This is a genomic window from Salegentibacter salegens (assembly GCF_900142975.1).
Classification (GTDB): Bacteria; Bacteroidota; Bacteroidia; order Flavobacteriales; family Flavobacteriaceae; genus Salegentibacter; species Salegentibacter salegens.
This window is the reverse complement of sequence record NZ_LT670848.1, coordinates 2,367,699-2,381,022: the sequence shown is the minus strand read 5'-3', so window position 1 is coordinate 2,381,022 and position 13,324 is coordinate 2,367,699. Positions and strand designations below refer to the sequence as shown.

The following is a 13,324-nucleotide window of genomic DNA, read 5'->3' as shown; positions in this document are numbered from 1 at the left end:
TAAAATTTTAAATCCCAACCTGGACGCTCTTCACAGGTATATAATCATTTCCTGAGTGATGCTAATTTTGGCGCCCAGCATAACGCTGGTTCATCTTATTTTTTTGGTTTTTTATACAAAGGCACTGATGAGCAGGCCTCACCATACATTAAACTTTTAACTACGGGTTGCAGTTTTTCTATTAAAAGCAAATAGGCATTTTTAGGTACCGGTTTGTGGGAACAACCTTTAATAATTACGGGTTTATCTGTAAGATCACTAACATCCATTTTGTTGATAGCGTCTGTGTAAAGAACTGTTTCCAGGGTTTCCAGGTTGCCGGTAATTACTTTTTTGGCAAAAGGCTGTAAATAAGTGGCCAATAACATATATGCCCAGGCGGGGATTATTGCATCGCTGGAGCAGGTGAGGGCTATAAATTTACCTTCATATTGGCTCCAATTGTGATTTTTGGCCTGTTCTCTAAATTCTCCTTCTCGCAAAACAAAACCTTCCAGAAGCCAGTCTTTAACATCAAACACAACGCGTTCTCCTTCAGGATAATAATCCTCAAGGTTAAAAGTGATAAGTTTGCTGTTGGCTATCCGGTTTACAATTTCTTCAGCCATAATTAAGTTAAGTGTTAATGGTTTAAAAGTTAATTGGCAATAAACATTTAAAGGAAATGTTCTGATTTCCCCTTCGGGGGATAGGGGCTCTATAAAAGTCCCAATTCTAGTTTTGCTTCTTCGCTAATAAGATCCTGGTTCCACGGCGGATCGAAAGTAATTTCTACTTCGGCGTCTTTTACCGTATCTATAGATGCTACTCTTTCCTTTACTTCCTGCGGTAAGCTTTCGGCTACCGGGCAGTTTGGTGTAGTTAGGGTCATTAGTATTTTTACTTCCTGTTCGGTATTCACCATTACGTCGTAAATAAGGCCTAATTCATATATATCTACTGGAATTTCAGGATCATAAATGGTTTTTAAAACCTTTACTATCTTTTCTCCTAATTCCTGAGTGTCTATTTCTTGTTCCATTTTAATTAAGTTGTGTTTGGTATGCCACAGCATACATTTTAAGTTGTTTGATCATACTCACCAAACCATTGGCGCGGTTAGGAGATAAGTGCTCTTTCAGCCCAATTTCATCAATAAATTTAGTGTCGGCTTCAATAATTGCTGAAGGATGATGATTTGAAAATGCTCTAATTAAAATAGCCACAATTCCTTTGGTTATTATCGCATCGCTATCTGCCGTAAAAACCAGTTTTTCATCTTCAAGTTCGGCGTGTACCCACACTCTACTTTGGCAACCTTTAATTAGGTTTTCGTCTATTTTATATTTTTCGTCTATAAGCGGAAGTGCTTTTCCAAGCTCTATCATATACTCATAACGCTGCATCCAGTCCTCGAACATTGCGAACTCGTCTACAATTTCTTCCTGTATTTCCTGTATCGTCTTACTCACTGTCTTCTGTTTTTTGCAGGTTTAAAAGCTCCTGATTTTCTCCAGATAAAAATATTAAATCTTTATCGCTAATTCTAACATTTCGAATCTCCGGAATTAGTTCATTCAAAATCTCTTCATATTCCATCTGCCCTTCACAGTACATTTTTGTTCCCAACGGCGGATTGAATTTCACTATGGAATCTTCAATTTTATAAGTTGCTACAAAATTGTTGCAACCGGTTTTTCCAGAAAGTCGTTGTTCTGTACCATTAAAATTTAAAATAAAACCTTGAGCAGAAATATCTTCCCCATCCAATTCCAGCAATTCGTAATTGCCGTTAAGGGATTTTAGATCTGCAGGATCTTCTGAAATTTTATCTTCTGAATTTCCGCAGGAAATCATTAAAAATACGCTGAATATAAATAAGATCTTTTTCATTCTTTATTATTTAAGAAAGCATCATTTTAGCTTTTTTAACAGCTTCAATAAACCGTTCAATTTCATCTTTTGTGTTATAAAACGAAAAAGAAGCCCTTACCGTACCCGGGATTTTGTAAAAATCCATAATAGGCTGTGCGCAATGATGGCCGGTTCTAACTGCAATTCCCATTTTGTCTACAAGCGTGCCAATATCATACGGATGCAGCCCTTCAATATTAAAAGAAATCACAGCGGTTTTTTCTCTCGAAGTTCCGTAGAGTTTCATTCCCTCAATCTCCTGAAGTTTTAAAGTAGCGTAATCCAGCAATTCCTCTTCGTAGCGGGAAATGGCTTCAAAACCTATAGCGTTCATATAATCTATAGCCGCACCAAAAGCAATACCGCCACAAATATTAGGCGTGCCGGCTTCAAATTTATGCGGGAGTTCAGCATAAGTTGTTTTTTCAAAACTTACTGTTGCTATCATTTCACCACCACCCTGGTAAGGCGGAAGTTTGTTGAGCCATTCTTCTTTTCCATATAAAACGCCAACTCCTGTTGGGCCGCACATTTTATGAGCAGAAACCACGTAAAAATCAACATCCAGTGCCTGTACATCGGCTTTAATATGCGGGGCGGCTTGTGCGCCATCTATTAAAACCGCTGCGCCTTTTTCGTGGGCTTTATCTATAATTTTTTTAATAGGATTAATGGTTCCCAAAGCGTTTGAAACGTGATTTAGGAAAACCATTTTTGTGTTTTCTGAAAGTAAATCCTCGAAGGCTTCATAAATAAGTTCGCCTTCCTGATTCATGGGAATCACCTTCAAAATTGCTCCTGTTTTTTCGCAAAGCATTTGCCAGGGCACAATATTGGAATGATGCTCTAATGCTGAAACAAGGATTTCATCTCCTTTTTTTAGAATAGAAGCAAAACCGCTTGCCACAAGGTTAATGCCGTGTGTGGTGCCTGAAGTAAAGATGATTTCGTGCGCTTTTTCAGCATTAAAATGTTGCTGAATTTTCTTTCTCGCACCTTCATATTTATCGGTAGCTTCCTGGGAAAGACTATGTACACCGCGGTGGATATTCGCGTTATAATTAGAGTAATATTCTACAATAGCATCCATTACCTGCTTTGGCGTTTGCGAAGTTGCCGCATTATCCAGGTAAACCAGGGGATAACCATTAACTTCCCTATTTAGAATAGGGAAGTCTTTTCTAATTTCGTCAACGTTAAAAGCTATATTATTAGTAGCAATGCTCATTTTTATACTGATTTGAGGATTCTTTTTAATGCTACTTTAGATAGCAATTTACAGGTTGAATCCTAATTCTACACCCAATTTATGGGCTATAAGTTTGTTGATTCTCTTTTTGATTTCCGGAATTTTTACACTTTCCAAAACGTTGTTGGCGAAAGCGTACATTAAAAGTCCGCTGGCCTCTTTTCTTGGAATTCCGCGTGATTGAAGGTAAAATAAAGCTTCTTCATTTAACTGGCCAATTGTACAACCGTGGCTACATTTTACATCGTCTGCAAAAATCTCCAGCTGGGGTTTTGAATTGATTGTCGCCTTATCGTTTAAAAGAACGTTATTGTTAGATTGATAAGCGTTTGTTTTTTGGGCTTCTTTTTCTACAACTACTTTCCCATTAAAAACACCAACCGATCTTTCATCAAAAATACCTTTGTAATCCTGGTGAGATTCGCAATTTGGTTCAATATGATGCACTAGCGTGTTGTGGTCTACATGTTGTTTTCCCTCAATTATAGTAATGCCCTTCATGGTAGAATCTATGCGCTCTCCTCGTTGATAAAAGTTGAGGTTGTTTCGGGTTAATTTTCCGCCAAGGGAAAACGTATGTACCGAGCAGAAACTTTCAGATTTTTGTTCTATGTAAGTATTGTCAATTAAAGACGCTGAAAGTTTATCATTCTGAATTTTGTAATAATCTATGATTGCGCGTTTATCAGCAAAAATTTCAGTAACCGAATTGGTAAGCACCGGCTGATCTGTTAAACTCTGGTGGCGCTCAATAATTTGGCAGTGTGAATTCTCGTCTACCACGATTAAATTACGAGGCTGTACCAACAAAGAAGATTCATTTCCGGTAGAGAAATTAATGATCTGGATTGGCTTATCGGCCAGCGTATTCTTGTTAATATGAATAAAAGCACCTTCCTTGGTAAAAGCCGTATTCAACGAATTTAGACCATTTTTTGGAGCCAGTTTGTTGAAATAATTATCAATTACCGGCTTGTAAAGGTCTTTGTTTAGTGCTGAAGACATAAGGCAAACATCAATCTTATCGTGCGTGGTGCTGGATAAGTGAGAGGAGTAAATACCATCTATAAATACCAGATCGTAAGTGTCTATCTCGTGGATAAGGTATTTTTTAATGTCTTTGTATTCTATAGCGTTTTCCTTCTTCGGAAAAAGACTGTAGTCTTCTTTCAAAATCGATTTCAAAGAAGTGTATTTATAATCTTCTTCTTTTCGACTTGGGAAACCCATAGTTTCAAAGTCCTTAATCGCCTGGTTTCTTATTTTATGAAGATCATCATTAGCTCCTGTGTACTCTTCTTCAAAAGCCAGGAATGATGATACTAATTTTTCTTTTAATTCCATCTTTAATTCTTTTGTCATTTCCGCAAAGGCGAAAATCTTCTTATTTGAAAAGGCTTAATTATTCTTTTCAGTTTTCATTCTAAAGTTTTTAAACCTTAATCTGAAAACCTTAAACCGCTTTCTCGGCCTTCACCCATTCGTAACCTCTTTCTTCTAGCTCGAGTGCAAGTTCTTTGCCGCCAGATTTCACTATTTTACCGTCTATCATTACGTGAACCACATCTGGTACAATATAGTTAAGCAAACGCTGGTAGTGCGTAATTAGCAATACCGCATTGTCTTTGCTTCTTAGTTTGTTCACACCATCGGCCACAATTTTAAGCGCATCAATATCTAAACCTGAATCGGTTTCATCAAGAATAGCTAGTTTTGGCTCTAACATGGCCATTTGGAAGATCTCGTTTCTTTTCTTCTCTCCGCCAGAAAACCCATCGTTTAAAGATCTTGACAAAAATTTACGGTCAATTTCCAGGCTTTCAGATTTTTCGCGAATCTTTTTCAGCATTTCATTTGCGGGCATATCTTCCAGTCCGTTAGCTTTTCTATGCGCGTTGATCGAAGTTCTCATGAAATTTGTAACTGAAACCCCCGGAATTTCCACCGGATATTGAAAAGAAAGAAAGATACCTTTATGCGCTCTTTCTTCAGGATCCATTTCTGAGATCTCTGTATTTTCAAAAAGTATTTCTCCCTGGGTTTGTTCAAATTCCTCTTTCCCTGCAATTACCGAAGAAAGTGTGCTTTTACCTGAACCGTTTGGTCCCATAATCGCGTGAACTTCTCCCGGATTAATTTCAAGATTAATTCCTTTTAGGATTTCTTTATCTTCTATACTCGCGTGTAAATTCTTTATTTTTAGCATAAATTATCTGTATGCATCCCGAATTAATATTGGGATTGGTTTATTATTCTTCTTGTTGGTCTAAAGCCTTCTCAGACTCCAGAATCTCTATAATTTCTCTTATTTCTATATTCTCGTGCCAGCCTTCCTGTCTTGGGTTGGGAACAATTTTTCCTCTTACTCTTACAGGAACCATATCAAATTCTTCTTTTTGAAATGCTTCTACCTGCTTTGCCAATACTTTAGACATAGAGTCTATAGTTACCCCATAAACAAAATCACTTCCTCTTAATATTGCTGCATCCCCAGCATAGATAAATTCCCCTGTTAGCGTTTGAATGCTATCGGGAACTTTTTCTGTTTCGTTTTGATTCATGAGATCCTGGCGGCCTTCGTCCTGGCAGGAAAAAGCCGTAACAGCAAGAGCAAGAATTAGCAAAAACTTCTTCATTTTTTCAATCTTCATTTTCCCTTCTTATCCTACAGATCCTTCAAGAGAAATTTCTAATAGTTTTTGTGCCTCCACTGCAAACTCCATAGGTAATTTATTCAATACTTCTTTGCTAAAACCATTAACAATAAGGGCGATAGCTTTTTCGGTATCAATTCCACGTTGATTACAGTAGAAAATCTGGTCTTCACCAATTTTACTGGTGGTAGCTTCGTGTTCTACCTGCCCGGTTTTATTTTTAACTTCAATATACGGGAAGGTATGCGCGCCACATTTATTCCCCATTAAAAGAGAATCACATTGAGAAAAATTACGGGCATTTTCGGCTCTGCCGTTTATTTGTACAAGTCCGCGATAGGAATTTTGCGATTCACCCGCAGAAATACCTTTAGAAATAATGGTACTCTTGGTGTTTTTACCAAGGTGAATCATTTTTGTTCCGGTATCTGCTTGCTGGAAATTATTGGTAACCGCGATAGAATAAAATTCACCAATAGAATTATCTCCTTTTAAAATACAGGATGGATATTTCCAGGTTACTGCAGACCCTGTCTCAACTTGAGTCCAGGAGATCTTAGCTGCTTTTTCACAAATTCCACGTTTGGTCACAAAATTGTAAACGCCACCTTTTCCTTCTTTACTTCCCGGGAACCAGTTTTGAACGGTACTGTATTTAATTTCAGCCTCGTCTAAAGCAACCAGTTCTACAACAGCCGCGTGCAATTGATTTTCATCACGGGTTGGTGCAGTACAACCTTCAAGGTAACTTACGTAACTTCCAGGTTCTGCAACTACAAGTGTACGCTCAAATTGGCCGGTACCGGCCTGGTTGATCCTAAAATATGTAGAAAGTTCCATTGGGCATCTAACACCTTTTGGAATGTAGCAAAATGAACCATCACTAAATACTGCGGAATTTAATGCCGCGTAAAAGTTATCGGTTGTGGGTACTACCGAGCCAATATATTTTTTAACAAGTTCCGGATGTTCTCTTATCGCTTCGGAAATAGAACAAAAAATAATTCCCTTTTCGGCTAGCGTTTTCTTAAAAGTAGTTGTTACCGAAACAGAATCCATAACGATATCAACTGCAACTCCTGCAAGTTTTTTCTGTTCATCTACAGAAATTCCCAGCTTTTTGAAAGTATCCAGTAATTCTGGATCTACTTCGTCTAAGCTATCGTACTTAGGTTTTTTATTAGGAGCCGAATAATATGAAATATTCTGAAAATTAGGCTTTTCATAATGTACGTTCGCCCATTCAGGTTCTTTCATGGTTTTCCAGTGGCGGTATGCTTCCAGTCGCCATTCAGTCATCCATTCTGGTTCTTCTTTCTTTTTAGAGATTGCTCTAACAATATCTTCATTTAATCCCACGGGAAATGTATCCGATTCAATATCGGTATAAAACCCGTACTCATATTCTTTAGTTTCGAGCTCTTTTTTTAAATCATCTTCAGTATATGCCATCTCAATTTTATTCTAAAATTATTTAAGGTTCAACGTCTAAAAATTCAAGGTTTAATTTCTGTTTTTAAACTTTGTCCCTTTTAAATTATTTTACAGAGAAAAACTTTCTCCGCATCCGCAGGTTCTTTGGGCGTTGGGATTGTTGAATACAAATCCCTTGCCGTTTAAGCCGCCAGAAAATTCTAAAACCGTTCCGGCCAGGTATAAAACACTGCGTTTATCTACTACTATTTTTATATCGTTGTCTTCAAAAAGTTTGTCGTCTTCAGCTTTAGATTTGTCAAAATTTAATTCGTAAGACAAACCAGAACAGCCTCCGCTTTTTACACCCACGCGAACAAAGTCTTGCATATTATCAAAACCCCCTTCACTCATAAGTGCGGCAATCTTTTTTTTAGCGCTTTCGCTTACTTTTATCATAGCTTAAAAAGATTAATTCTAAATTGGATACAAATATACTATAAAACAAGCGGTTTACCATAGCACTGGTATATGTTTTAAGAATACATTGATAAGTTCTGCCAATTCTAATTCTATAAGAGCTAAGAACTTCTAAATAACTGAGGTTTAATTACTTTAGCATTGTTTTATGCTTCTGATTAAATAGGCAAACCAGCGTTTTTTTAATCTATGCTCATCTTTATAATGGCAGTTGAATAATATTCAGTTATTTTGCAAAATAAAATAATTAGTTATGTTTCAGGATAGTCAGGATATGCGTACAAACCTTTCAGAATTGGGTGAATTTGGATTAATAGATCACCTCACCAAAGGTTTTGAACCCAAACTTTCTTCAACCGTAAAGGCGATTGGCGATGATGCCGCGGTATTAAATTTTGAAAATATGCACACTGTAGTTACTACAGATCTTTTGGTTGAAGGCGTGCATTTTGACCTGGCATATATGCCCTTGAAACACCTTGGTTATAAAGCCGTAATGGTAAATTTGTCTGATGTTTATGCAATGAATGCCAAGGCTACTCAAATCACCGTTTCTATAGCTGCTTCCAACCGATTTCCGGTAGAGGCTTTGGAAGAATTATACTCAGGTATTGAACTCGCTGCTAAACTATACAATATTGATGTTGTTGGCGGCGATACCACCTCTTCAACTTCTGGATTATTTATAAGTATTACCGCCCTTGGTGTTGCTGAAAAAGAAGATGTTGTTTACCGAAGCGGAGCAAAACCCAACGATCTTTTAGTGGTTACCGGCGATCTTGGTGCGGCCTATATGGGCTTGCAAATTTTAGAACGTGAAAAAGAAGTTTTTAAGGCAAACCCAAATGCACAACCAGATCTTGATCCTTATACTTATTTGATTGAAAGACAGTTAAAACCAGAAGCCAGGAAAGATATCGCGCCTTTGTTGAAAGAACTCGGGGTGAAACCAACTTCGATGATAGATATAAGTGACGGACTTTCTTCTGAAATCATCCATTTATGTAAAAACTCAGAAGTTGGAGCGAATTTATTTGAAGAGAAAATTCCGTTAGATCCTGCCGTGATTTCAGTGTGTGAAGAGTTTGATATAGATAGTACCACTATCGCGTTGAGCGGAGGTGAAGACTATGAACTACTTTTTACTATTTCGCAAGATGATTTCGAAAAGATAAAGGCGAATCCTAATTTAAGTATAATTGGGCATATGACCGAGGAAAAAGAAGGGATGCATCTAATTACACGCGCCAACCAGAAACTACCACTTATTGCGCGAGGTTGGAATTCTATGGATGCTAAGGATTCTGAAGAAAAATAAAGTTTCGGAAAATTAATTCCAAATTAAATGATTAAGAGGCGTGAGCGTAATGCTTGCGCTTTCTTTTTTGGTGAATTTTAGAAATATAATCGTTGGTTTCTTTAAATTTTGGGGTTAAGCGAGCCAAAAAACCATTTGCGGTATCAGTCATTTCCATGCCGCATTTCTCGCATTTATATTCGTGTACGTGATCTGTTACATTTTTGGAAACTCTTAGTTTGTGTCCAAAAATGTTACAAAAAACTTTAGCGAATGAAAATCTTGTAGGGTGTTTTTCTTTCATAAAAGCTTGATTTTCTTGTTTCTGAAAGTCTAAAGTATAAAAAAAAGTTAAACTTTCGACAAAAAGTTAAAATTAATCGATAAAATGCAAAATTCTTAGGAGTTCCATTTTATTTTCCATAAAGGCTAAGTGCCCGCCAGGAAAACCTTCAAACTCACTTTCACAACGTTTAGCTATTACTTTTATTGTGTTAAAATCCATAACAGGATCCTGTTGTCCTGCTACGATAATTTTTTGACCATTAAATTTTGCAAAAAGCCCGGAGTGATCTGTACGAATTTTCATACCCATAATAGCAGCGTAGATTCCTTCAGACGAAAACTTAAGGGCGCGATTTTTTAATTCTTCAATTTGGGATTTGAAGATCTTATTGTTTTCAGGCGTCAATAAATTGGAAATCGCCATACTTACAAAAGCCCTTTTATTTTTTAGAACCAAAGCTGCCGCGCGATCGCGGTTAACTTTGCGTTCCTCAGAATCTGCCTGTGGGGTAGAATTTACCAATACCAAGCTATTGACTATAGTAGGAAAAATATTTTGGAATTCCAAACTTACATAACCACCCATAGAATGGCCTGCGAATGAAGCTTTTTTAATATCTAGTTCATCTAAGACCGCTTTTACGGCTTCGGCCATATCAGCCATAGTGTGAATTTCTGCGAAATTTCCAGATCCTCCGTGCCCGGGGAGGTCTATACAAATAACCTGTCGCTTTGCTGAAAGTTCTTCAGTAAAATCTTTCCATATCTCTTTAGATTCTAAAAAGCCGTGCAAGAGAACTAGGGGATTTCCTGTTCCCTGTGAGGTATAAGAAATAGGTGTGTTTTTATAAGTTGCTTTCATTGTTATTTAAAATAGAAAAAGCCACGAATTCACAAAATAATTCGTGGCTTTAAAAAAACGTCTTCCTGAATTTATTTCAGGATCTAATTTCATTATCAAAGGTCTCATACTAGAATCTGAAACAAGTTCAGATTGACGTAAAAAATAGTTAACCTATTCTATTAAGAATTCATAATCTCTTCAATCTCCTCAACTTCAATAGGGATATTGCGCATCAGGTTAAAAGGTTCTCCTTCTGGCTGAATTACCACATCGTCTTCCAAACGAATTCCGAAACCTTCATCGGGTAGATAAATTCCCGGTTCTACCGTGAAAACCTGGTTGGGTTTCATGGGTTCGGTTAGAATCCCGTAATCGTGAGTATCTAATCCGATATTATGTGCGGTACCGTGCATAAAATATTTTTTATAAGCAGGCCATTTTGGATCTTCATTTTGAACATCGGCTTTGTCCAGCAATCCTAGATCTAATAATTCAGAAGTCATTAATTTACCGACTTCCTTATGGTATTCTGCCCAAATAGTTCCTGGAACCAACCATTTTGTGGCTTCTTTCTTTACCTTATTTACCGTATTGTAAATCTGTTTCTGACGATCGGAAAACTTTCCTGAAACCGGAATTGTCCTGGTCATATCGCTTGAATAATTAGCGTATTCTGCACCCGTGTCTATAAGGATTAACTCTCCTTCTTTACACTGCTGGTTATTCTCGGTGTAATGAAGCACATTTGCGTTATTTCCGCTGGCAATAATTGGGGTGTATGAAAATCCGCGGCTACGGTTTCTTATCATTTCGTGCCAGTATTCGGCTTCAATCTCGTGTTCCCAAACTCCGGGTTTGGTAAATTTTAAAGCTCTGCGAAAAGCTTTTTCGGTAATATCGCAGGCTTTTTGCATCAAATCCAGCTCAATAGGATCTTTTACGGAACGTAGGCGCTGCAAAATAGGGTTGCTTTTTGCCACCTGGTGCGCCGGATATTTATCTTTGCACCATTTTATAAATCTTTCGTCGCGGGTTTCGGTTTGTACATTCGCTCGGTAGTGTTCGTTGGTATTGAAATATATTGTTTCACATTGCGACATTACTTCAAAAAAGATCTTCTCAAAATCCTGGAGCCAGTAAACGGTTTCTATACCACTAACTTCGAGTGCTTTTTCCTTGTCTAATTTTGCGCCTTCCCAAACTGCGATATGCGGATTGGTTTCGGTAAGAAATAAAATTTCACGATGTTCTGGTTTTGGAGCGTCCGGGAAAAGTACTAGAATTGCCTCTTCCTGGTCAACACCGCTTAAATAAAATAAATCCCGATTTTGCTGAAAAGGCATGGTGCTATCTGCACCAATAGGGTAAATATCGTTAGCGTTAAAAACCGCAAGACTGTTGGGTTTCATTCCCGCCGTAAAGCTCTTTCGGTTTTTTATAAATAATTTACTGTCTATTTGATCGTATTTCATGTGGTTTTATTTAAAACCTCACAGGTTTTCAAAACCTGTGAGGTTTGTTCGTTAAAAGTGTTGTGTCGCAAAGTTATCAATATCTAACAGAGGAAAAAACCTCTCGGCAAGCCTATAAGTTATTATCTGAGAACTATAATTTGATTTCGAGACAAGTTTTAGTGCATTTAATCTCGATTATCGAGTAAAAGTTCCTGACTTATTCATATAAACCAAGACGATTTTTAAGCTTTTGATTCTGCTTCTGTAATTTCTTTACCTGCCCAATTAAGTGCTGAATCGCTTCCAATCCTTCCACATTAATATCCAGATCGTAATGCAACCGCCTTAATCTTTCAAATTCTGAAATCTCATCGCAATGCACATATTCAGTTTCTTCTACGGTTACAATTTCAATTAAACCGCTTTCGTAAAGTGAGCTTACAAAAGTTCGTTCAATCTTATATCGGGTGCAAATCTCATCGGTGGGAATTAAATCTTCTAAATTCATGAGCGTAATTTTTGAAGTTCTTGAAACAGTTCTTTTTCCCGGGCGTTTAAGTTTGTTGGCATTTTTACATCATAAGTGATAATTAAATCCCCAAACTGGTTTTCTTTTTTGTATTTCGGAAAACCTTTGCCTTTTAATTTCACTTTGGTTCCGGGTTGGGTTTCAGGTTTCACCTTTAACTTTACTTTCCCGCCAAAGGTCTCTGCGGTAATTTCTCCACCGAGTAAAGCAGTGTAAAAGTCAAGGTCTATCGTACTGAATAAGTTTTCTTTTTCTCTTTTGAATTTTGTGTTGTTTATAATATTAAAAGTGATAAAAAGATCGCCCTTTGGCCCGCCCTGAACGCCCGGCCCACCGTGACTTTTTATTTTAATGGTTTGCCCGTTTTCAACGCCCGCCGGAATAGTAAGTCGAATATTTTTTCCGTTTACCGTAAGGGTTTGTTTGTGACTGGTGTAAACATCGCTTAGGTTTAGCTGAAGTTCAGCATTAAAATCCTGGCCTTTAAAATGCCGCCCGCGGCCCGAGCCGTGAGCCCTGGCACCGCTTCCAAACATCTCTTCAAAAAAGTCTGAAAAAGTATCGTCCTCAAAATTTCCTGAATAAGAATAGCCAGTTTGGCCACCCCCAAATCCGCCGCCCGAATAAGCTCTACCGCCAGAAGCTTGCTGTTGTTTTTTGGCTTCTTCGTAAGCATCGGCGTGTTGCCAGTCTTTTCCGTATTGGTCGTATTTTTTTCGTTTTTCAGGATCGCTTAAAACCTCGTTGGCTTCATTAATTTGCTGAAACCTGAGCTGCGCTTCTTTGTCGTTAGGGTTAAGATCTGGATGATATTTCCTGGCCAGTTTGCGGTAGGCTTTTTTGATATCGGCCTGGCTGGCAGATTTATCTATTTCCAGCAATTTGTAGTAGTCTATAAAAGCCATGAAAACTTATGAATTAGTGTTGAAATTCTAACTCCTGAAATTACTAAAAAGCTGGCTCAATTCCCGTTAAGTTTATGCAAAATCGGGTATATATCATTAGCATTAAAAACGGCAAGGCTGTTAGGTTTCATTCCCGCCATAAAGTTTTTGTGGTTTTTTATAAATAATTTACTGTCTATTTGATCGTATTTCATAATATATTTTTCTAAGATTAGCCCAAAATATGGCTATTAAGCGATGACTAATATTTTAATTTTAGAGAGATTCTTAGTTGATTGAAAGCTGACTATGAAAAAATGATGGAGATTATTTCCCGGCGAT

The 13,324-nt window shown here is 37.5% G+C and carries 17 protein-coding genes; 1 reads left to right on the top strand and 16 read right to left on the bottom strand.

The genetic code is table 11. The annotated features are described in order from the left end of the window. Positions 1 to 95: 95 nt before the first annotated feature. The 10 genes from B5488_RS10645 to B5488_RS10600 all read right to left on the bottom strand — a co-directional run bounded on the left by B5488_RS10645 (position 96) and on the right by B5488_RS10600 (position 7,668). Entirely contained in the window at positions 96 to 608 is a 513-nt protein-coding gene (locus B5488_RS10645) for a DUF2480 family protein (protein ID WP_079735243.1), read from the bottom strand. An 89-nt stretch (positions 609 to 697) separates the two neighbouring features. Then, on the bottom strand, positions 698 to 1,021 hold the full coding sequence (locus B5488_RS10640) for an iron-sulfur cluster assembly protein (RefSeq protein ID WP_079735242.1): 324 nt from the start codon (positions 1,019 to 1,021) through the stop codon (positions 698 to 700). A 1-nt stretch (position 1,022) separates the two neighbouring features. Beyond that, the gene (locus tag B5488_RS10635) at positions 1,023 to 1,400 is read right to left on the bottom strand and encodes a SufE family protein (RefSeq protein ID WP_079736587.1); all 378 of its coding nucleotides are present in this window, start codon (positions 1,398 to 1,400) and stop codon (positions 1,023 to 1,025) included. 43 nt (positions 1,401 to 1,443) lie between these two features. Continuing rightward, positions 1,444 to 1,872 carry an META domain-containing protein gene (locus tag B5488_RS10630; RefSeq protein ID WP_079735241.1) on the bottom strand — a complete coding sequence of 143 codons (429 nt, stop codon included), beginning with the start codon at positions 1,870 to 1,872 and terminating at the stop codon, positions 1,444 to 1,446. Positions 1,873 to 1,882: 10 nt separating this feature from the next. Further along, positions 1,883 to 3,121: an aminotransferase class V-fold PLP-dependent enzyme gene (locus B5488_RS10625; protein ID WP_079735240.1), complete on the bottom strand. Its 1,239-nt coding sequence runs from the start codon at positions 3,119 to 3,121 to the stop codon at positions 1,883 to 1,885. A gap of 48 nt (positions 3,122 to 3,169) precedes the next feature. After that, positions 3,170 to 4,486 carry a Fe-S cluster assembly protein SufD gene (sufD, locus tag B5488_RS10620; protein WP_079736586.1) on the bottom strand — a complete coding sequence of 439 codons (1,317 nt, stop codon included), beginning with the start codon at positions 4,484 to 4,486 and terminating at the stop codon, positions 3,170 to 3,172. Positions 4,487 to 4,595: 109 nt separating this feature from the next. Next, positions 4,596 to 5,348 carry a Fe-S cluster assembly ATPase SufC gene (gene sufC / locus B5488_RS10615; RefSeq protein WP_079735239.1) on the bottom strand — a complete coding sequence of 251 codons (753 nt, stop codon included), beginning with the start codon at positions 5,346 to 5,348 and terminating at the stop codon, positions 4,596 to 4,598. A gap of 43 nt (positions 5,349 to 5,391) precedes the next feature. Beyond that, complete coding sequence (locus B5488_RS10610) at positions 5,392 to 5,793, bottom strand: hypothetical protein (RefSeq protein ID WP_079735238.1); 402 nt, start codon at positions 5,791 to 5,793, stop codon at positions 5,392 to 5,394. A 9-nt stretch (positions 5,794 to 5,802) separates the two neighbouring features. Continuing rightward, positions 5,803 to 7,248 carry a Fe-S cluster assembly protein SufB gene (sufB, locus tag B5488_RS10605; RefSeq protein ID WP_079735237.1) on the bottom strand — a complete coding sequence of 482 codons (1,446 nt, stop codon included), beginning with the start codon at positions 7,246 to 7,248 and terminating at the stop codon, positions 5,803 to 5,805. Positions 7,249 to 7,338: 90 nt separating this feature from the next. Then, complete coding sequence (locus B5488_RS10600) at positions 7,339 to 7,668, bottom strand: HesB/IscA family protein (RefSeq protein ID WP_079735236.1); 330 nt, start codon at positions 7,666 to 7,668, stop codon at positions 7,339 to 7,341. A 274-nt stretch (positions 7,669 to 7,942) separates the two neighbouring features. Here B5488_RS10600 and thiL point away from each other — a divergent pair, with 274 nt between their 5' ends. Continuing rightward, the gene (gene thiL, locus B5488_RS10595) at positions 7,943 to 9,007 is read left to right on the top strand and encodes a thiamine-phosphate kinase (protein ID WP_079735235.1); all 1,065 of its coding nucleotides are present in this window, start codon (positions 7,943 to 7,945) and stop codon (positions 9,005 to 9,007) included. A gap of 31 nt (positions 9,008 to 9,038) precedes the next feature. Here thiL and B5488_RS10590 read toward each other — a convergent pair whose 3' ends face one another. From B5488_RS10590 to B5488_RS17880, 6 genes are all read right to left on the bottom strand, one after another. Further along, positions 9,039 to 9,290 (bottom strand): hypothetical protein, encoded by a 252-nt coding sequence (locus tag B5488_RS10590; protein WP_079735234.1) that lies wholly within the window; start codon positions 9,288 to 9,290, stop codon positions 9,039 to 9,041. Between the two features lie 72 nt (positions 9,291 to 9,362). After that, positions 9,363 to 10,133, bottom strand: a complete 771-nt coding sequence (locus B5488_RS10585) for an alpha/beta fold hydrolase (protein WP_079735233.1) — start codon at positions 10,131 to 10,133, stop codon at positions 9,363 to 9,365. Between the two features lie 161 nt (positions 10,134 to 10,294). Beyond that, complete coding sequence (locus B5488_RS10580) at positions 10,295 to 11,587, bottom strand: aminopeptidase P family protein (RefSeq protein WP_079735232.1); 1,293 nt, start codon at positions 11,585 to 11,587, stop codon at positions 10,295 to 10,297. A gap of 199 nt (positions 11,588 to 11,786) precedes the next feature. After that, positions 11,787 to 12,077 carry a chaperone modulator CbpM gene (locus B5488_RS10575; protein WP_079735231.1) on the bottom strand — a complete coding sequence of 97 codons (291 nt, stop codon included), beginning with the start codon at positions 12,075 to 12,077 and terminating at the stop codon, positions 11,787 to 11,789. Then, on the bottom strand, positions 12,074 to 13,003 hold the full coding sequence (locus tag B5488_RS10570) for a DnaJ C-terminal domain-containing protein (RefSeq protein ID WP_079735230.1): 930 nt from the start codon (positions 13,001 to 13,003) through the stop codon (positions 12,074 to 12,076). The genes B5488_RS10575 and B5488_RS10570 overlap by 4 nt, the downstream gene beginning before the upstream one ends. A 56-nt stretch (positions 13,004 to 13,059) precedes the next feature. Further along, positions 13,060 to 13,197 carry a hypothetical protein gene (locus B5488_RS17880; RefSeq protein ID WP_154045351.1) on the bottom strand — a complete coding sequence of 46 codons (138 nt, stop codon included), beginning with the start codon at positions 13,195 to 13,197 and terminating at the stop codon, positions 13,060 to 13,062. Positions 13,198 to 13,324 lie beyond the last annotated feature (127 nt).